This is a genomic window from Virgibacillus necropolis, assembly GCF_002224365.1.
GTDB lineage: Bacteria > Bacillota > Bacilli > Bacillales > Amphibacillaceae > Virgibacillus_F > Virgibacillus_F necropolis.
This window is the reverse complement of sequence record NZ_CP022437.1, coordinates 17,198-36,873: the sequence shown is the minus strand read 5'-3', so window position 1 is coordinate 36,873 and position 19,676 is coordinate 17,198. Positions and strand designations below refer to the sequence as shown.

Genomic DNA, 19,676 nt, shown 5'->3' with positions numbered 1-19,676 from the left:
ATAATTGGAGGAGAGTAAATGGAAATACATGTAGTGCAACGTGGAGAAACTTTGTGGAGAATAGCGCAGCGTTATGGTAATGATATTAATCAAATAATATTAGTGAACCAGCTGGATAATCCTGATGTACTCGTTGTCGGTCAGTCACTGGTCATCCCGGATCCAAATCAAGAATATGTCGTTACACCAGGTGATAATTTATGGCAAATTGCACAAAGGTATGGGGTAACCGTTAATGAACTTGCTCAGGCTAATAATATTACAAATCCATCACTAATTTTCGTTGGCGAGTTGCTGGAAATTCCTTATTTTACACATATCGTTCAGGTGGGTGAATTTTTATGGGGAATCGCTCAACAATATAACGTACCTATCAATCAAATAGTTGATGCAAATAATATAACTAATCCGTCGTACATTTATCCAGGCCAGCGTTTAAGAATACCATCTGCAATAAAACCTGTAATTGAAGTAAATTCATATATAACACAAACGAATGAGCAAGCCAGACGAGAGGTATTAGCATTAGGCAGCAATTTTACTTATATTTCCCCGTTCATGTATAGTGTGCAAGAAGATGGAACAATTACAGAATTGCAAGAGGCTCCAGTCCTAGAAGCAGCAAGAGCTACGAATGTTTCCCCACTTCTTGTTTTAACAAACTTTACAGGTGGGGAATTTAGTTCGGACTTAGCAGCAACTATTCTAAGAAGCCCTGAGCTACAAGAAACCTTAATCACAAATATCTTGGAAAAAATAAGAGCGAAAGGCTATGACGGTATAAATATCGATTTTGAATATGTCTATCCTGAAGATCGAGAGAATTATAATGATTTCTTACGGAGGCTTGTGGCCCGTTTTCATCCAGAAGGGTTAATTGTTTCCACAGCATTGGCGCCAAAGGATAGTGCCGATCAAGAAGGTTTGTTATATGAGGCACACGACTATGCTGCACATGGAGAAATTGTCGATTTTGTAGTTGTAATGACCTATGAGTGGGGCTGGGCTGGCGGAAGACCTTGGGCTATTGCTCCAGTTAACGAAGTCCGTGAAGTGTTGGATTTTGCTGTAACAGTGATCCCTCGTGATAAAATTATGATGGGGGTTCCATTGTACGGAAGAGATTGGGAAATTCCCTGGCAGGAAGGAACTACCGCCCGAACGCTTAGTCCAAAAGCAGCAGTTCAATTAGCAGCAGAATATGGTGTGGAGATCCAGTATAATGAGACCTATCAAGCACCATTTTTTCGATATGTAGATGAAAGTGGGCAGGAACACGAAGTCTGGTTTGAAGATGCCAGGAGTGTGCAGGCTAAATACGATACGGTAAAGGACTACAACTTAAGAGGTGTTAGTTATTGGGTGTTAGGTCAATCCTTCCCAGAAAACTGGGCTGTTTTGGGGGATAACTTTACTATTAGGAAATTGTAAGTAAATTTGTAAAAAGAAAGAAGGATAGAGGTGTTTATGTATGCCTCTATTTTTTTCTGTCAGTTAAGAAAGTATAAATCCTTTCTTACTGCAAAATTGCAACTAAGGCTTGGCGATAAGCCAAGTTTTCTAATGCAAAAACTTGTTCGGTTCCTTTCGCTTTTCCATTTGGCATGCGATAATAAGAAAAACAGTTGATAGGATGAAAACATGACTACAGTAATTGATTTAAACGTGAAAACAAAGTATATACCAGAATACAAAAAAGGATATCCATTGATCAACAAGGATACCATCGTGAATACAAATGTACTAAAAGATGAAGGAAGTATTTTTCACCTGTATGATTCAGGTCACCAATTTATCGCAAAGGGCTACCATGGAAAGCAGAACAAGGGCCTTGGATGGGTATTGACGCACAACAAAGCTGAAGCGATTGATTTTGCATTTTTTAAATCAAGAATCCAAGTAGCGTTGGATGCTAGACACTCTTTTTATCAAAATACCGAAACTACTGCATTCCGGGTATTTAATGGTGAAGGCGATGGAATTGGCGGTTTTACCATTGACTATTTTGACGGTTATTATTTGATTAATTGGTATAGCACGGGGATTTATACCTTCAAAGATCATGTGATCCGTGCTATTGATGAACTATGCGGTTATAAAGCCATATATGAAAAAAAACGCTTTGATACGAAAGGCCAATACATTGACGATGATGATTTTGTTAAAGGGACACGTGGTGAATTTCCAATAATCGTGAAAGAAAACGGGATGAATTATGCGGTATATCTAAATGATGGTGCAATGGTTGGTGTTTTTCTGGATCAGCGCCAGGTTAGAAAAGCAATTCGGGATAAGTATTCTAAAGGGAAGAATGTGTTGAATACTTTTTCGTATACAGGAGCTTTTTCGGTAGCGGCGGTACTTGGTGGAGCAATAAAGACGACAAATGTTGACCTTGCAAAACGTAGTAAAAGTAAGACAATCGAACAGTTTAGTGTAAATGGCATTGATTATGAACAGCAAGATATTAAGGTAATGGATGTCTTTGAGTATTTTAAATATGCGAAGCGAAAAGAATTGAAATTCGATGCGGTTATTCTTGATCCACCTAGCTTTGCCCGCTCAAAAAAGCATACCTTTAGCACGGCTAAGGATTATCCAGCTCTAATCAAAGATACTATTGCTATTACCGAAAAAAGTGGTGTCATTGTTGCATCCACTAATAATGCGTCATTTGGAATGAGAAAGTTCAAAGGATTCATTGATAAAGCATTTAAAGAAATGAATACGAGTTATAAATTTTTGGAGGAATTTTCTTTGCCATCTGATTTTAAAATCAATCCGAGCTTTCCACAAGGTAACTATTTGAAGGTATTGATTGTGGAGAAGAGGTAGGTGCCAAACAATGATTAAGGCTGTTCTTTTTGATTTAGACGGAACGCTGTTAGACCGTGATCAATCTGTTAAACATTTTATTGATGGGCAATATAAGCGGAAGACCGACTATTTGAATCATAAAAGATAACTCCATTCACTTAGGGATGATTACAAATGGTAAAGGTCACTTTCAAATGAACAATATAAAAGCCATCGGTATTGAAAAGTATTTTGATACTATTCTTATATCTGAATGGGAAGGTATAAAAAAGCCTGAACCGTTAATTTTTCAAAAAGCTTTAAAACAACTGAATGTCCATCCTCATGAAAGTATCTATGTAGGCGACCATCGGGAAAATGACATCTTCGCCGCCCGTAACATAGGGATGGAGACCATTTGGAAAAAAGATAATTATTGGCGATATGCAGATGCTGGTTATATCATTGATGATTTGAGTGAAATACCAGCTATTACTTTTGGAAGAAGGCGCTAATCAAAATTGATGATTAGTGCCTTTTCGGAAGCTTCCTAATTAAAATTTAACAAAGTATAACGAAAAAATGTATAAGAAGCCAATGAAAGACAAAAGAACACGGAAATGCAGAGAAAAAGTTCTTCATCAAGCCAATGAAGGACATTAAACTGGTGAATGATGTTGTTATTAAAAGTATCAGCTATTTGATATTTTCTCCACGGTAAGTGAACTACTTAATCTGTACCATTCGCTTTTTTAAATACGGTAGTATGGTAGATCGAGTAATAAAATATAGATAGGGGGCAATGAACAATGAAAGTTTCAGATCAATTCAATCAGGAGGATCTCAACTATATTAAGAAAAAGGTAATTGACTATAATATGGAGGAACTTCCAGACCATATTAAAACACCAAATGAGGATATTGGTTTTATCTTGCAAGATGATAATGGTGAAATAGTGGGTGGAATTACTGCTAATATGTTTTGGCATCATATCCATATTGAATTTTTGTGGGTAGACAAACGGTTTCGAAAAGAAGGTTATGGGAGTATTTTATTAAATAAACTAGAGAATTTCGCGAGGGAGAAAGCCTGTAGGTTAATTTATCTAGATTCGTTTAGCTTCCAAGCCCCGGGGTTTTATCAGAAAAATGGGTATGAAGTTTTTGGGAAATTAGATGATCATCCACAAGGGTATGATCTGTACTTTTTGCAGAAACGTTTGACGTAGGCTCAGATAGTGTGTATGCAGAACTGGATATTTGCTGGTTAAAATAAAACCGGTATTTGGACAATTGCCCCAAATACTGGTTTAATTTGTTCAGCTTGTGCATTTCTGCTTAGGTAGGATCCACAACTTTGAAACTTTCAAGCATGGAATCAAACCGGACGCCGTGTCCCTCGGAAGCTGCAAAGAAATATTTTTGTCTGACCAGAAATAGATTTGTACCTGCTTTAAGGAAATAGTACTTGTATACAAGACTATCCCAATTTTGCGGGCCTTCTGTCATGTATTTCACTACCTTTCCTTCCATTGGAGCAGTTACATCTACTGTTCTTTTCACGTTTAATCCATATTCTTTTACTTCCTGTTTCGCTTTCGCTATTTCTTCTTCGATTGTTGTGTTTGCAACTTGAATAATTTCCATTGAGACCTCTGGATATTTATCTTCTAATTCAATCAGTGGTACAATTTTATCACTTTCTTCAGATGATTCCATTTTGTACCTGGAATCATCCACATAGATAATATAACGATTGTCTTCATTTGTTTCAAGCATTACATCAGTTTGTTCTGTCTGACCTTCAATTTCTAAACTAATTTCTTTTTCCTGTTTAAACATTTCTTTTAAGTTATGATTCACTGCTTGATCAGTATTCGTTTTAAGGCCAAACCCTACTACACCTAACACTACTGCAGTACTCACCGCTACAATATAACGACTTCGTTTCTTCATTCAACTTTCACCACTTTTATCAACTTTTCAATAGTATAAGTAAATATTGTTAGAGTGTGATTAAAAAGTTAATAGAAGAGATTATTGCTACTTTATCGCAGTTTGAGGGTATTCCGTTAACGTGCTTAAAGCTTTCTCAGAAGAAGATCTCTAAACTTCTGCTGATCTTCTTCTGTGAATGCTTTAGGTCCTTTTGTACGTTTGCCACTTTTTCTTGCCATCGCGCTTGTATAGCGGGTGTGTAGTAGCTGGTCAATATTTTCTTGTGTATACTCAAACCCTTTATGATGAAGGACAATACATCCTTTACCTAACGCAAGAGAGGCTAACCCATAATCCTGTGTGACAATGATGTCGTTTTTCTCGGCCAATTGCATGATTCGAAAGTCTGCCGAATCTGCACCTGTATCAACATAGATTGTTTCAACATTAGGAGCATCATTTCCATGGGAAAAGTGGGCGAAGCTTTTGACAAGTGTCACAGGAATAGTTGCATCAGCAGCTATTGAAATGATGATATCCTTCACTGGACAGGCATCTGCATCTACGTATATTTTCATCCTGATTCACCTCAATCTATATAGTTCAATTCTGTTTCTTTTATTAAGTCCTGAATCTTAAGAAATGCTTCCTCAACTGTTTGGGCATGCACTGAAATTTTTTGATCGTCTGGGAAAGCGTCCGCAGCGTATTCATACTTTGGATCATAGTAATATTCCAGTAATAATTGAACGGCAGAACTATATTCCTCATTCGTTAAATTATCATGAATTTTTTTAGCAATTGGTGTATGGATTCGCTTTTTAATTAATAGAAAAGCTTCCATAAATCTTTCAGGGAAGTTCCACGGCTGGTAGTCCTCTAAAATGTTTTTAACCCGTTCCTCTATAGGCAAGTTAATAAAAATTTGAATTCCATGTTCTTTATGGTTGTATAAAAAATCAGGAATGGTTACTTTGCCAATCCGTTTGCTTTCGCCTTCCATAAAAATGAAGGGCGCTTTCTGATGGACCAATAAATTTTCGACTAATTTGGATTCAAACTGTTTCTGATTACTTTGTTTTAGCCCAATTTGACCAAAAATAGAGCCACGATGACTGGCCATACCCTCTAGGTCCAGCACTGGATGACCACTTTGCTGTAGCTTTTTTAAGAGAATAGTCTTTCCAGATCCAGTATATCCGTTCAGTACATAGGCTTTCGATGTTAGTGTGTAAGTAGCCAATGTTTGAACAACCCACTGACGGTATGAGCGTATGCCACCGCTTAAGCGAAAGGTGTGCGACCCCATTAATTCAAGGACCGTTGCAGCAGTTTTACTTCGCATGCCGCCACGCCAACAAAATACAGTTTTGGATGTTTGAATACTTGTAAATGCTTCTATAAATGCAGGAAGTTTTGCAGAAAAAATTTCTAACCCGCGTTTCTTAGCAGCCTCAGGCCCCATCTGCGTATAAATGGTTCCTACCTCAGCACGTTCGTCATTATTAAAAATTGGAATGTTAATACTACCAGGAATTGTAGCTTCTTCAAATTCCTGTGGTGAACGCACATCAATTATTGTATGGTTTTCATTATTTTGTAATTCGAATAACTTTGTTAGTGAAATATCCTTAACCATATTATTACCCCTTCTAAAAAACGAACTAATTTGTATACAATAATATGTTCAGTATTACCATCTGTTATCCTGCTTATAATTAGCGATTAGCCCTACTTCAAAGCGGCAACCTTAATGGGATTAGTTCGGTTTCGTAAAATAACTATAACTCAAGTTTATCATAGTATGAAAACTAGGACATAAAAAACCCCTATCAAGGTAGGGGATTTATACTAAAGAACATGAAGTTTTTACTGTTCAACCACACTCAACTGATCACCTAAATAGTTAGCCAGTTCAAGCATTCCATATTTATCAGCTTGTGCTTCCGCGTCGGAGTTGTAATTTGTATTTGTGTTGACGTCATAGGTGAAAATTTCACCATTTTGGTCATAGATGAATTCAATACCAGCTACTTGGATGTCATTATTTTTTAGAAACTCCTCATATTTTTCAATAATTGGATCCTGAAAGCCCTCGACTATCTGAAACTTTAACTTCTCAGGAACGTCTTCTCCGACTGGGCAAAATAAATCATCAATTTTGCACGCATCTGCCGGGCACAGTTCAAAGCCTTCCGATGTATCAACACGTACAGCATAAACAAATTTTCCGCCAACAAACTCACAGCGTGTTATATATGGTTCAGGTGCTTGGATATATTCCTGAATGAGCGTTATGCCGTCGATTGAAGGATCAAATGACGAGCCATCAAGGTATTCTTGTAATGCCTCGATTGAATGAAATAGCTGTACACCCAGCCCTTTTCCAGCACGGTTATGTTTTGTAATAAAAGAAGATAGATTTAAATCTTTAGCTGCCTGGATAATTTCATTTTTCCCAACAGCAGCAATCGTTTTCGGTGTACGAATACCAGCAATGTCAAGAGCCATATATTGGTTTACCTTACTTACTTCCAGTCGAAGTGCGCGACTACCATTTACTACTTTACGACCATGACGTTCAAGCCATGCTAATACGGCTTCCGTTAATTCTGGTGCAAATCTATTGCCGCGTGTATGGGATGATGCACTCATTCTGCTGTAAAAAACACCCTCTGGTGGAACCTTAGACAAATCAACAGTACCTTCATCTAAATGCCATTCCTCATAAGGTAGATTTAATTGTTCCAATCTATTAATTAAATGTGCTGTCCATTCCTTATTTTCGTGGATAACATAAATTTTTTCCGTCATAAAAAATACCTCCTATTTTATAGCTTTACGCTTTTCTCGTTAAAGTAAAAAAACATCTTCAATAAGAAGAAGTTTGTATATGGCCCCATTTTATCTGTCAGAACTACTGTCTGCTGGAATTAGCAGCTTTTTGAAAAGGTCTCAAAGGTTGCTGGGTTTCATTGGGCCATTCCCTCCACCTTTCTTTATAAGAATATTAAATTGAAGTAATCATACCAGAAAACTAAGGATTAAATCAATTGCTTTGTTTATCTTTACAATTTTCTATTACTTTTAATATTAGCGCTTGCATATTTGTAATAACTGTTATACTATAAATATAACAGACATATAATATAAAGTAGAAGGTGACAATGTGTATATCAATCTTGATTTAGAATCAACAGAACCTATTTATACGCAGTTAAAATACCAAATAATAGCTGGAATAGCCAAAAAGGAAATAGTACCAGGAGAAGGTCTGCCATCAGTAAGGTCACTTGCTGCAGATATCGGAATAAATCTCCACACAGTAAATAAAGCGTATCAACAACTAAAGCAAGAGGGATTTATTTTAATCCATCGGCAAAAGGGTGTAGTCGTTAATCCTGATGGGGTACCAAAAGCAGATGAAGCATTCATGGATCAGCTTAAAAACACAATACATCCTTTGATTGCGGAATCCGTTTGTCGGGATGTAAGTGAAGAAGAATTTTTACAGCAATGCAAGGAATTGTTTAATGAATTTAAAGAGGGAGAAGGTGGCAAGTAGATGAATACAATGATGATTATTTTACTTTTGGTGATCATGATTCCGGTGTTTATTTCACTTATGTTTATTCCATATTGGACTAGGAGGACAGAAAGCTTTGGTGTTTCGATACCTGAGGAGATATATAATAGTTCAGAGTTAAAGTCAATGAGGAAGCGTTATGCTATCATGACAGGAATGGCGAGTCTGTTCGTAACAATCGTATTTCTGGTTATGGGTTCTACTTTTGAAAACGAAGAAACGATGAGTATTTTTTTCTCAATTATTATTGGGATATTTATGATAGGAAGTTTCTTTATTTACCTTAAGTTTCACCGTGAAATGAAAATGTTAAAAAAGAGTAAAAACTGGTCAGAGGAAAAGTCGCAGTTAGTTGTTGTGAATACACGCTTTCGTGATCAAAAACTTATCCACTCTAATCTATGGTTTATTATTTCGTTTATCATTGCTTTCACATCTATGTTTATTACGTTCCGGTTCTATGATCGTATACCTGATCGAATTCCCATGCAATATGACTTCGATGGAAATGTGACGAATTGGTCAGAAAAATCATACCGCACGTTAATGATCATGCCGATTATGCAAGTTTATCTAACATTGCTTTTTATATTTATAAATACAATGATTGGCAAATCAAAACAACAGGTAAATGCTGAAAATCCAGAAGAGTCCATGCGCAGAAACGTTATTTTTAGACGTAGATGGTCTGCTTATATTATTATTTCAGGGATTGCGTTAACATTCTTGTTTTCCTTTACACAGTTTTCTTTTATATTTACAATTAATCAACAGCTGTTAGTAATTGCTCCACTGGTCTTAGGGATTGGTGTAACGGTTGGTGCGATCATTCTTTCGATTACGACAGGGCAAGGTGGTAGCCGTATAAAAACAAGTACAGGACAAAATGGAAAAATAATTGATCGCGATGATGATCAATACTGGAAATTAGGGATGTTTTACTTTAATAAGAATGACCCCTCTATATTTTTAGAAAAACGATTTGGCGTTGGCTGGACAAATAACTGGGCACATCCATTATCATGGATTATAATGCTAGTAATTATTGCAGGTGCAGTAGGAATCCCGATATTGTTAGGAGATTAAAAATGGAAACAGTTTTAATAGATACGATGCAAAATAAAGATGCGGAGCAAGTCTTGGATATTTTTAAAGAAGGAATAGAGACAAAGAATGCTACATTTGAGACAAAGGTTCCTACATGGGAAGCTTGGGATCGTGACCATATTTCATCATGTAGGATTGTAGCTCGCGCCGGAGACCAGGTGATTGGTTGGGCAGCGCTGACTCCTACGTCGGCGCGTCGAGCTTATGTTGGGGTAGCAGAATTAAGCATCTATTTACGGCTTTCTAGTGCAGGAAAAGGCCTGGGTAGTAAACTTCTAGCTTCAATAATAGAAGAAAGTGAAAATGAAGGCTTTTGGACGTTGAAATCAGGGATTTTCCCTGAAAATAAAGCAAGTATTGCACTACATGAAAAATTTGGCTTTCGGGTACTGGGAACAGAGAAACGTGTTGGAAAGATGAACGGTGTATGGCGTGATGTTGTACGAATGGAAAGACGGAGTATGGTTGTTGGGGTATAAAACTTATTTTACACTGACGTTAATTGCATTCAAAAAGCCTTATCACCATAAATTACAGGAATGATGATAAGGTTTTTTAATGTCTTTTATTTTTCGCCGTCCTTATCTGGAAAATCCTTATTAAACCATAGGGGATCTTCGTTATCAACGTCACCGTTGTAGTTAATTAGTATCTCTTCTCCTACTTTTATACCTGTATAAGCATAGTAGTCAAATGTGTGTTTCGTAAAGCTAATGTCATAAGTAGCATTCGGTGTGTATGAATGGTTAAATAGCATGCCATAACCTAGGACTACTGCAGTATGGTTTATTCCATACTCAAATACATAATCATCAAGGATGGTACGCTCTATGAACTTATGCTGATCATTTGGATATGGTATGACAGGAGCTTCATGAATTAGTGTGCCTTTAGGTATATCCTTTGTAGCAAATACACCTCTGTTAAATTTTCCGTCGCTTAGAGTGGAATTCTGAACTTCAAACATAGTAGTCACCTTCGTTTACATTTATTTAACTCTTTTATCTTTTTAAGCCTGACAGTCAGTGAGAGCGAACACTTACTTATAGTGCTTTACTCTTTTTCTTTTACCGGAGCAAACTCATGAACCCATACTTTCATTTTGGGTGACCAAGGCATACCAGGATGCGATGATAAGATGGATTGTTTGTATTCTGAAACATTTTTATATCCTTCTTGCTTAGCATCCTCATCTGATAACTCTCCAAGTGTTTGTGTATATACCTTTTCCACTACAAATTGACGATCTTCTAGTTCCATAATTTCTCCAACATCCGCATATCTTCCATTTCTACGGGTAGCTGTCTTTTGACCTTTTATCACTTTTTCTACATCTTGCGAAACTGTAACTAGGCGCTCAATAGAACATGTTTTTGGAGGTAATTCCTCATTTTTATATTGATCTTCCATTTAAATACCACCTTTTAAAGTTTGGCTATTTTCGTAAAGAATGTTGCTGTTGAGAGAATGAATATAAAATGCGACGTAAGTACTATGTTTGATGATTGGACAACCGTTCCGGAAATCCACTTCGCTTTCCGCGGGCTCGCGATGAGCCTCCTCGTGAGAAAACCGCTCACTGTGGGGTCTCATCGTCTTCGCTTTCTAAGCAGGAGTCTACGTGGATTTCCTTCACTAGGGTTGAGCTTAACAATTTTAATTTATTTTATTGTTTACATCACACAGGCAGCCAGCAGTCACTTCGCATTGTATTTCCAGAGAGCCTATTAGGTCGCAATTTATATAAACTATGAAGATGAAAAAGCAACAATGCGTACGAAAACAGCCTAAAGTTTAAACTTATTTCTTCTTATTGGTTAGTATATATGAAAATTAATCTTTTGTAAGGTGCTAGGGGCAATATCAAAGTAGTCAAAAAATTTTTATATGTAGTATAATATATATAAGAAGAATTATATTTTAAAAAGCTAAGGTGGCGTCGTTATGCCGTTAAAGAGTCAATCTATAATTGAAGAAACAAAGTTGTTAGGCATTAAAATGGAAGAAAGGAAATATGAAATTTCACGTGAAATGGCTGAAAACCGTGACAATGATACAGAAAAAGCACTTGAAATTCGTGCGGAGATTATTCAAATAATAGCTGATTCATTTAGACAAGATACGAAAACCGTTACAGACCGAATTATTAAATGGGGAGTAATGACTGGTGAACAAGCAATAAATTATGGCGTTGCCTTAGATGAATCACTAAAAAGCACCTCAAACATACGTCAAATATTATGGAGAAATATAGAAGAAATCGTTTTCGCAAATAAAGTATCGATAGAAACTATTTTTGAAGTGGCTCGTAAAATTGATCCACTTCTTGATCAAGCAGTTTATGCCTACAGTACAGCCTATGTTAAATCATACAAAGAGGTATTAGATCAAGCACAGGAAAACTTCTTAGTCTTATCTGCTCCTGTTGTTCCAATACTTGGGGGAATGGCTGTTTTGCCAATAATAGGTGGAATTGATACAGATCGAGCTGATGTTTTATTGCAAACAGCATTGCGAGAATCCGCTAAACAGGATTTAACTCATTTATTTATTGACCTTTCTGGTGTGGCAGTTGTGGACACGTTGGTGGCAAATTATATATTTAAAATCATTCAATCACTTGAATTGGTTGGGGTACAAGCTGTTTTGGTTGGTATCCGCCCAGAGGTTGCGCAAACAATGGTAACGTTAGGTATTAATTTTTCAGAAGTGAAAACATTTAGTACGATGCAGCAAGCTCTATCTAACTATATGACTAAGGAAAATTAAATTAAATAAGTTCAAGGTGAAAAGTTATCTAACTATGTTGGATAGCTTTTTTTGTTAGTAAAAATTTTCGCATATAACAAGCGGTATGTGGAAAATATAATAGAGCAGAAGTCTTCAGAATCGTAATGTGGTCTGGTAAATAATTGACGTAGGATTGGATCATCTCTATAATAAAAAGTTATGTAAATGAAACGAGCAAGCTGATGGAATTCTGGTCATAGTTAGTGTAACTTCTACGAATGACTTTCATTGACACTTGCTTTAAATTAATTAGGAGGCAAAAGGTGCCGGATGAAAAGAAGTATAAATTAGACTGGACAGTATTTATAATAAGCGGTGGACTTTTAATTTTATTTATTATTTTGTCATTTATCAATAGTGCTATGGTTGATGATGCAATTACAAAACTATTTGGTTTATCAGCTGATTTATTTGGAGCGTTTTGGCAATTATTATTACTTGGAAATTTTATCATTGGATTAGGCTTAGCATTTTCGAAGTATGGTAAGGTTCGTTTAGGTAATCAGGAAGAACCTAAATACAGTTATTATAAATGGGTTGCTATGATTCTTTGTACATTGCTAGCAAGCGGTGGTGTTTTTTGGGCAGCAGCTGAACCAATGTATCATTATATGGATACTCCCCCATTGTTTGGCGGTGAGTCAGGGAATGTTCCAGCGGCATTTGCACAAGCGTTTTTGCACTGGGGTTTTCTAGCATGGGCGATTTTAGGCACTCTTGCTACGATCGTGATGATGTATGTTCATTATAGTAAAGGGTATCCGTTACGTCCACGGGCATTACTCTATCCAATTTTTGGTGAAAAAATATTCAAAAAAAGTGTGCTAGGTTCCGCAGCTGACATTGTTTCTATTGTAGCAACTGTAGCCGGTACATTAGGGCCACTTGGTTTCCTTGGATTACAAATATCTTATGGGCTTAATTATTTATTTGGCATTCCTAATACAATAACAGTCAGCATTATTGTTATACTTGTACTTGTTACAATTGCTGCAATTTCTGCTGCCACAGGGGTAGACAGAGGGATTCTTTTCTTAAGTCGTATAAATATCGGATTCACTATGCTACTAGCTGTTGTCTTACTTATTATAGGACCAACCCTCTTTATTTTGGATGCGTTTCTTGGTGGTACAGGTTTCCGTTTACAAAACTTCTTCACGATGACTTTATATCGTGGCGATAGTGCATGGCTTGGATCGTGGACTATATTCTTCTGGGGATGGTTTATCGGCTATGCCCCAATGCTAATCATCTTTATAAGTAGAATTTCCCGCGGGAGAACGATTAAAGAGCTGATTATTGCCGTATCAATTGTAGCCCCGTTAGTTAGTAACTTCTGGTTTGCGATTGTTGGGGGTACTGGTGTATTTTTTGAAATGGAAAATCCCGGTTCTATTTCAACTGCACTAAGCGAAGCTGGAATGCCAGCCGCAGTTATGGCGATTATGGATCAACTTCCATTTGGTGTAATCATAGCAGTAGCATTTTTATTCGTTTCAGTCATTTTTGTCGCAACAACAACAGATACGATGTCATATACAGTTGCAGCCAGCCTAACAGGAAATGATCATCCACAACGGTGGTTACGGGTTTTCTGGGCATTGATATTTGGTCTAACTACAATAATGATACTTACGATTGGTGAGGATAGTATTACATCAATCCAAAACTCTATCGTTATAACAGCGGTTCCAGTGTCACTACTTTTATTGCCACCTCTTTGGTTGGCTCCGAAAATAGCGAAGACGATGGCGCTCGAACAAAGGATCGCGTGGGAAAGAGAACAGACAAAACTAAAAGCTAAAAAATAGAGATTATTACATTGTAGATATAAATTAATTGCATTTTTTGTTATACTTATCTATACCTCGTAGTATACGAAGGAGGATAACAAGTTGAGAAACGGAACAAATCTGCATAAAGAAGCAATGCACATATTAAAGCTTACAAGTAGAACATTTTACATACCAATTAGTCTTTTAAAGCCTAATTTAAAAGAGACGGTAGGTTCTGCGTATTTATGTATGCGAGCAATTGATGAAATAGAAGATCATGAAATGTTGAAACCTGAAACGAAACAGCATTTGTTGCAAACAATTAGTAATCTTTTAAAAAGTGAATTTGATAATAATGCATATCTTGAACTTATCGCCCCATATAAAAGTCTATTACCTGAAGTGACCAAACGACTTGGTGACTGGATTGCGTTTTGTCCTGAAGAAATTGTAGGTAAAATTATGGACTCAACAAGTATTATGGCAGCTGGAATGGCTAAATGGGTTGAAAGAGACTGGCAAATAAAAAGCAAGGAAGACTTGGACGACTACACATATTATGTTGCAGGGTTAGTCGGTGTCATGCTTTCGGATATATGGTACTGGTATGATGGAACAGAGACAGACCGCGATCTTGCCATTGCATATGGGCGGGGGTTACAAACGGTAAACATTTTACGTAACCAACAGGAAGATAAAGAACGTGGCGTTAGTTTTATTCCAGATGACTGGGCTACAAATGATTTGTTTCAGTATACCGAACAGAACTTACAGCTTGCGGATGAATACATGAAGGATATAAAAACCCGTAATATTCTGCTGTTCTGTAGAATTCCATTAGCACTTGCAAAACGTACACTAAAAGCTTTAAAGGGTGGACGTGAGAAAATTTCTCGCAATGAAGTAGAAACGATTGTGGACGAGATTACAAATGAATAGATAATAGTCAAAGTGCAGTTCATAGGGAGCTGTGCTTTTTTAATCATTTATATAAATCAAAGTAGAAGGAATTGAAAGAACTGTTATTTTGAATACTAATTAGTAAAAGTATATGATTTAGATAATGATAAAATAAACAAACCCTTAGGAGGTAAAATAATAATGCAAATTAAAGAAATCGCTAAACTTAAAGACTGGGAACAAGCATGGAATCATTCTGCTCAGAAACCCGTTATTATTTTCAAACACAGCACAACCTGTCCGATTAGTGCGGGGGCTTCTCAAGAATACAGTTCGTTTACTAAGTCGGCAGATGAATCTGTTAACTGCTATATAGTCAACGTGATTGAAAATAAGGATGTATCGAATCGTATCCAAACAGATACAAACGTAAAGCATGAGTCGCCACAGATCTTTTTGATTAGTAATCAAGATATAGTTTGGCACACATCGCATGTTCAAATTACAAAGGGAAATATTGAAGAAGCCATCGAAAACAAATTATAAAGTTTTAGAAAACTTGGCTGTCGCCAAGCCTTTTAGCGACGGCCTTAGTTGCACTTATGCAGTGAGAAAGTTTTTATACTTTCCTATCTGCCAAAAAAGAGACCGCTAAATGGTCTCTTTTTGACGAGTTTATTTTCCAAGTAGAGCTTTAACCCCAAGATATAACAGCACTAATCCGAATACAATTATCGCAATTCCGCCGACAATCTGAAAAAATCCTGCTATTCCTGCAGTAACGAAAGCTGATGTTGGAAGATTAGCTAGTGCAAAACCGGCTAGAATACATGCTAGATAAAGCAGTACAAAATGTTGCATCTTCTATCCCTCCATTCTTACTATTAGTAGCATTGAAACGATTGAACTCTGTCTAAATCGACTCCATAATAGACCCACCTGTAGCCACTCCATCTAAATCCTGAAATAGAGCGTCTGCCAACAAACACTGGGAAAAACCAAAAAGAATCTCGATATAGCCAAACATAGGTGAAGCGATAAAGACAACCTTGAATGGCACCCGGATCTACAGCATAAGTTTGGAATTGTTGCTGTGTAGGGGTGAAAGATGGTGGCGGGGTACTAGGAGCGCCAACTGACTGTCCTCCGCTTGGCGATGGAAAACCAGTTTGCCCTCCCCCAGGAACCCCACCAGGTTGGCCCCCACCTGGAAAACCAGGGAAAAAATCTGGTAAGTTGAACTGTCTTTCGTTATCATTAGGACGTTTATTATAATTCACTATTCATTCCTCCTGAAAAGTCTTCCCTACACTATATGGTTATTTATCTAGAGTGGGAATGATTTTTCATATTTTCTGGAGGCCCTTTTATACTAAATAATGGTATAATGATAAAACTGTTAGATGGGAAAAATATGGATGAATGAATTAGATTAACTAAAGGAGATTTAATGCATGAATAATGATACAGAAGAAAAGAAATATGAGTATTTAGCGGACGACCCGAACGGTAAAGTTATGCCTATCATGCTGTCGTTAATCATTGGTGCCTTTTTTGCAATTTTAAATGAGACACTTTTAAATATTGCACTAACGACCTTAATGGAAGAGTTTAGTGTTTCGATTACAACAGTGCAGTGGATGGCAACTGGATTTATGCTTGTCATGGGTATTGTTATTCCAATGTCAGCCGCATTGATGCAATGGTTTACAACACGACAGATGTTTCTTGGTACAATGACGGTCTTTACCATTGGAACAGCTATTTGCTCAATTGCACCAACGTTTTCCGTGTTACTTGCTGGTCGAATTTTGCAAGCTGTAGGAACAGGGTTACTAATCCCAATCATCTTTAATACGTTCCTATTAATTTATCCCCCTCGCAGGCGTGGTGCGGTGATGGGAATAGTTGGTCTTGTAATTATGTTTGCTCCTGCAATTGGACCGACTTTATCAGGGATTATTGTGGAACATTTAGGATGGCGCTACCTTTTTATAACGGTAATTCCATTTGCTATATTTTCAATCGCCTTTGCCTATAAATATCTAATTAATGTTTCAGAAGTTACAAAACCAAAAGTGGATGCCCTATCGATTATATTTTCAACAGCTGGTTTTGGTGGAATTGTTTTCGGATTTAGTTCCGCTGGAGGTAGTGAGGATGGCTTTTTAAGCCCTGTTGCTTATATGCCCATTATAATCGGAGTTATTGCGTTGCTATTCTTTTCATTTAGGCAATTTAAACTAGAAGAACCTTTACTTGACCTAAGGGTGTTTAAATTTCCAATGTATACGCTTGGAGTAATGATGTTCTTTATTATTATCATGGCAATGTTTGCATCTGAGATTATTTTACCTGTATACATGCAAGGCCCATTAGCTTTGACAGCGGCTACAGCAGGTTTAGTTTTACTGCCAGGTAGCCTGTTAAATGGTTTACTATCGCCTGTTATGGGGAAATTATTTGATAAAGTCGGCCCTAGGGCTTTAATGATTCCTGCCAGTTTTCTTCTGTGTGGAACCATGTTTATCATGACAACATTGGATATTAATACACCCGTTTGGGTAATAGTTGTTGGTTATATTTTATTGATGGTCTCGGTTTCAGCGATTATGATGCCAGCCGAAACAAACGGTCTAAATCAATTACCAAAACACTTATACCCACATGGAACAGCGGTTATGACAACATTACAACCTGTAGCAGGCGCCATCGGAGTTTCGGCTTTTATAAGTATTATGAATGCGAAGAAAAACAGCGTACTAGATAAAGCGGCTAATCCAAATGATCCATTTACAGTGAGTAAAGCGATGGTATCTGGTGTTGAATTAGTGTATCTAATTGCATTAGGGTTTACGATTGTTGCATTGATTGTTTCTTTCTTTGTATACCGTGCGGAGCCAGAAGAGGAAGGAAAAAATGAAGCTCATTAGATTTTAATGGGTTTTATTTTTTTTACTATTGACTCTAACGCTACGTAATACCTTAATCTTATATAAGAAGGGAGGTTATCAACTTTGAAAGTCAAAGAAGTTGCGGATTTAGTCGGGATTAGTGTGCGCACACTACATCATTATGATGAAATAGGGTTATTCAAACCAAACGATACAACGGAATCAGGGTATCGAGTCTATTCGAAAAATGACCTCGCAACCCTACAGCAAATTTTATTTTTTAAAGAGCTCGGCTTCCCTTTGAAAAAGATTAAGGAAATCATGGAAAGCCCAGGCTTTGATCGAAACGAGGCATTAGAGGTACAACGAAATATGCTTCTAGAGAAAAGACGAAGAATGGATGACATGATTACGATGATTAACAAAACAATTAAAAACACGAAAGGAGAAATAACCATGAGTGAAAAAGAAAAATTCGATGGCTTTGATTTCAGCCACAATCCTTATGAGCAGGAAGCGCGTGACCGTTGGGGTGACAATGCAGTAGATGACTCAAATGAAAAGCTGGGAAAAATGTCAAAAGTTCAACAAAAAGAACTAGGTGTAGAATTCGATGTTATTTATAAAAGGCTAGCTACGTTACGTCATCAACAGCCTGAGTCCAACGCGGCCCAGGAAGGTATTGACGAGTGGTATATTTATTTGAATAAGGTCGGAGTCTATTCACTGGACGCTTTCAAAGGTCTTGGCCAAATGTATGTAGATGATGATCGTTTCACAAAAAATATTGATAAATATGGGGATGGATTAGCAGTATTTATGCGTGACGCGATGGCCATTTATGCGGATAACAGAAAGTAAAATGATGGATAGTGGCAGCAATTCGCTGCCACTATCCTATTTCCATTCGAAGGTCGCTGTATATTTTATCTGGTTCTAGGTTGAGATCTTCTAGTGGTTTAACTTTCAATTTCTACTATCAACTTATAAAAACAAGGGGAAACGAAGATATGATTAGTAATTTGGATTTACATGATGAAACGGAAATGAAAAGTATTTTAAAAATTCAACTACTAGCATACCAAGTGGAAGCGAAGTTAATTGAATTTGATGGGATTCCTCAGCTGAAGGATACAGCTGAATCAATTAGAGCATGCACGGAAACCTTTCTTGGTTACAGATGGGAAGGATCATTGGTCGGGTTTCTTTCCTATGAAGTAAGTGGTAATGAAATAGACATTTGTAGGTTAGTTGTTCACCCTAGTTATTTCCGAAAAGGGATTGCGAGTAGTTTGTTGGAATTTGTATTAAATGAAAATACCGAATTGAACCGCTTCACAGTGAGCACTGGTTCAAAAAACATTCCGGCAATAACGTTATATAAACGTTTTGGCTTTGAATCCTATCAAGAAGTGCCAGTAGCCCCTGGTATATATATCAACTTGCTTGAAAGGAAAAACGAGGAAAGGCCCTAGCGAAATAGCTGCTAGGGCCTTTCCTCGTTTTTATGCTACTTTTCTTTGTGCTTTTCCTGCTGGTGAAGCAAAACCTACATAAATTGATGCAAATGCAATGATAAAGTGAAGTACGTTGTCTGCTGGTAGAAGTACAAGTCCAGCAATTTCTGTTACAAATAACCCAATTACTGCTACTAGAAGATAGACAATACCAAAAACTTTTGCATACATTGCACTTTTTGCTTCATTACTGCTAACTGCTAAAGCGATAATACCTGAAAGTAAATGAACAATGTTATGTGCAACTGTTAGGTCAAAGATGTTTTCCATAGGCATAAAAAATCCTACGATTCCTAAAATGATAAAAATAATACCGAGTACTTTTGCAAATTTTGAAGCCATTATAATTCCTCCTTTAATTTTGGTGATACCA

Annotated in this window: 22 protein-coding genes, 1 pseudogene and 1 riboswitch; of the genes and pseudogenes, 14 read left to right on the top strand and 9 right to left on the bottom strand. The window is 37.0% G+C overall.

Going from position 1 to position 19,676, the window contains the following annotated elements; genetic code table 11:
* Positions 1-18 precede the first annotated feature (18 nt).
* The 4 genes and pseudogenes from CFK40_RS00185 (at position 19) to CFK40_RS00170 (ending at position 4,025) form a co-directional block, all read left to right on the top strand.
* Positions 19-1,431: a glycoside hydrolase family 18 protein gene (locus CFK40_RS00185; protein ID WP_089530124.1), complete on the top strand. Its 1,413-nt coding sequence runs from the start codon at positions 19-21 to the stop codon at positions 1,429-1,431.
* 210 nt (positions 1,432-1,641) lie between these two features.
* On the top strand, positions 1,642-2,835 hold the full coding sequence (locus CFK40_RS00180) for a class I SAM-dependent rRNA methyltransferase (protein ID WP_089530123.1): 1,194 nt from the start codon (positions 1,642-1,644) through the stop codon (positions 2,833-2,835).
* A 10-nt stretch (positions 2,836-2,845) separates the two neighbouring features.
* Positions 2,846-3,311 (top strand): annotated as a pseudogene (locus tag CFK40_RS00175) (HAD family hydrolase).
* A gap of 294 nt (positions 3,312-3,605) precedes the next feature.
* Positions 3,606-4,025, top strand: coding sequence for a GNAT family N-acetyltransferase (locus CFK40_RS00170; protein WP_089530122.1), 420 nt, complete (start codon positions 3,606-3,608; stop codon positions 4,023-4,025).
* A gap of 109 nt (positions 4,026-4,134) precedes the next feature.
* Here the strand turns inward: CFK40_RS00170 and CFK40_RS00165 are convergent, their stop codons facing one another.
* The 4 genes from CFK40_RS00165 to CFK40_RS00150 form a co-directional block, all read right to left on the bottom strand.
* Positions 4,135-4,752 (bottom strand): hypothetical protein, encoded by a 618-nt coding sequence (locus CFK40_RS00165; RefSeq protein WP_089530121.1) that lies wholly within the window; start codon positions 4,750-4,752, stop codon positions 4,135-4,137.
* Between the two features lie 125 nt (positions 4,753-4,877).
* The gene (locus CFK40_RS00160) at positions 4,878-5,312 is read right to left on the bottom strand and encodes a YaiI/YqxD family protein (RefSeq protein ID WP_089530120.1); all 435 of its coding nucleotides are present in this window, start codon (positions 5,310-5,312) and stop codon (positions 4,878-4,880) included.
* An 11-nt stretch (positions 5,313-5,323) separates the two neighbouring features.
* Positions 5,324-6,373: a tRNA 2-selenouridine(34) synthase MnmH gene (gene mnmH, locus CFK40_RS00155; protein ID WP_089530119.1), complete on the bottom strand. Its 1,050-nt coding sequence runs from the start codon at positions 6,371-6,373 to the stop codon at positions 5,324-5,326.
* Between the two features lie 230 nt (positions 6,374-6,603).
* Positions 6,604-7,548, bottom strand: a complete 945-nt coding sequence (locus CFK40_RS00150; RefSeq protein ID WP_089530118.1) for an ATP-grasp domain-containing protein — start codon at positions 7,546-7,548, stop codon at positions 6,604-6,606.
* Between the two features lie 87 nt (positions 7,549-7,635).
* Positions 7,636-7,742, bottom strand: a riboswitch (SAM riboswitch).
* A gap of 161 nt (positions 7,743-7,903) precedes the next feature.
* Between CFK40_RS00150 and CFK40_RS00145 the strand changes: the two genes are divergently transcribed.
* From CFK40_RS00145 to CFK40_RS00135, 3 genes are read left to right on the top strand one after another with little or no spacing between them, the layout of a single operon-like run.
* Positions 7,904-8,299: a GntR family transcriptional regulator gene (locus CFK40_RS00145; RefSeq protein WP_089530117.1), complete on the top strand. Its 396-nt coding sequence runs from the start codon at positions 7,904-7,906 to the stop codon at positions 8,297-8,299.
* Positions 8,300-9,406, top strand: coding sequence for a DUF1648 domain-containing protein (locus CFK40_RS00140; protein WP_089530116.1), 1,107 nt, complete (start codon positions 8,300-8,302; stop codon positions 9,404-9,406).
* A 2-nt stretch (positions 9,407-9,408) separates the two neighbouring features.
* Complete coding sequence (locus CFK40_RS00135) at positions 9,409-9,906, top strand: GNAT family N-acetyltransferase (RefSeq protein ID WP_089530115.1); 498 nt, start codon at positions 9,409-9,411, stop codon at positions 9,904-9,906.
* Between the two features lie 86 nt (positions 9,907-9,992).
* Here CFK40_RS00135 and CFK40_RS00130 read toward each other — a convergent pair whose 3' ends face one another.
* Positions 9,993-10,394, bottom strand: a complete 402-nt coding sequence (locus tag CFK40_RS00130; RefSeq protein WP_089530114.1) for an SET domain-containing protein — start codon at positions 10,392-10,394, stop codon at positions 9,993-9,995.
* A gap of 86 nt (positions 10,395-10,480) precedes the next feature.
* The gene (locus CFK40_RS00125; RefSeq protein WP_089530113.1) at positions 10,481-10,837 is read right to left on the bottom strand and encodes an ASCH domain-containing protein; all 357 of its coding nucleotides are present in this window, start codon (positions 10,835-10,837) and stop codon (positions 10,481-10,483) included.
* Positions 10,838-11,371: 534 nt separating this feature from the next.
* Between CFK40_RS00125 and CFK40_RS00120 the strand changes: the two genes are divergently transcribed.
* The 4 genes from CFK40_RS00120 (at position 11,372) to ytxJ (ending at position 15,438) form a co-directional block, all read left to right on the top strand.
* On the top strand, positions 11,372-12,196 hold the full coding sequence (locus CFK40_RS00120) for an STAS domain-containing protein (RefSeq protein ID WP_089530112.1): 825 nt from the start codon (positions 11,372-11,374) through the stop codon (positions 12,194-12,196).
* A gap of 284 nt (positions 12,197-12,480) precedes the next feature.
* Positions 12,481-14,028 carry a BCCT family transporter gene (locus tag CFK40_RS00115; RefSeq protein WP_089530111.1) on the top strand — a complete coding sequence of 516 codons (1,548 nt, stop codon included), beginning with the start codon at positions 12,481-12,483 and terminating at the stop codon, positions 14,026-14,028.
* Positions 14,029-14,112: 84 nt separating this feature from the next.
* On the top strand, positions 14,113-14,931 hold the full coding sequence (locus CFK40_RS00110) for a squalene/phytoene synthase family protein (protein WP_089530110.1): 819 nt from the start codon (positions 14,113-14,115) through the stop codon (positions 14,929-14,931).
* 162 nt (positions 14,932-15,093) lie between these two features.
* Positions 15,094-15,438, top strand: coding sequence for a bacillithiol system redox-active protein YtxJ (gene ytxJ / locus CFK40_RS00105; protein WP_089530109.1), 345 nt, complete (start codon positions 15,094-15,096; stop codon positions 15,436-15,438).
* 129 nt (positions 15,439-15,567) lie between these two features.
* On the opposite strand, the gene CFK40_RS00100 is transcribed toward ytxJ, so the two are convergent.
* Positions 15,568-15,753 carry a hypothetical protein gene (locus CFK40_RS00100; protein WP_089530108.1) on the bottom strand — a complete coding sequence of 62 codons (186 nt, stop codon included), beginning with the start codon at positions 15,751-15,753 and terminating at the stop codon, positions 15,568-15,570.
* Between the two features lie 23 nt (positions 15,754-15,776).
* Positions 15,777-16,172, bottom strand: coding sequence for a hypothetical protein (locus tag CFK40_RS00095; RefSeq protein ID WP_089530107.1), 396 nt, complete (start codon positions 16,170-16,172; stop codon positions 15,777-15,779).
* 174 nt (positions 16,173-16,346) lie between these two features.
* On the opposite strand from CFK40_RS00095, the gene CFK40_RS00090 reads away from it, so the two are divergent.
* The 3 genes from CFK40_RS00090 (at position 16,347) to CFK40_RS00080 (ending at position 19,261) form a co-directional block, all read left to right on the top strand.
* Positions 16,347-17,825: an MDR family MFS transporter gene (locus CFK40_RS00090; protein ID WP_089530106.1), complete on the top strand. Its 1,479-nt coding sequence runs from the start codon at positions 16,347-16,349 to the stop codon at positions 17,823-17,825.
* Between the two features lie 84 nt (positions 17,826-17,909).
* Positions 17,910-18,647, top strand: coding sequence for a MerR family transcriptional regulator (locus CFK40_RS00085; RefSeq protein WP_089530105.1), 738 nt, complete (start codon positions 17,910-17,912; stop codon positions 18,645-18,647).
* A gap of 149 nt (positions 18,648-18,796) precedes the next feature.
* Positions 18,797-19,261, top strand: coding sequence for a GNAT family N-acetyltransferase (locus tag CFK40_RS00080; protein WP_089530104.1), 465 nt, complete (start codon positions 18,797-18,799; stop codon positions 19,259-19,261).
* Positions 19,262-19,291: 30 nt separating this feature from the next.
* Here the strand turns inward: CFK40_RS00080 and CFK40_RS00075 are convergent, their stop codons facing one another.
* Complete coding sequence (locus CFK40_RS00075) at positions 19,292-19,645, bottom strand: DUF4383 domain-containing protein (RefSeq protein WP_089530103.1); 354 nt, start codon at positions 19,643-19,645, stop codon at positions 19,292-19,294.
* Positions 19,646-19,676: the final 31 nt, after the last annotated feature.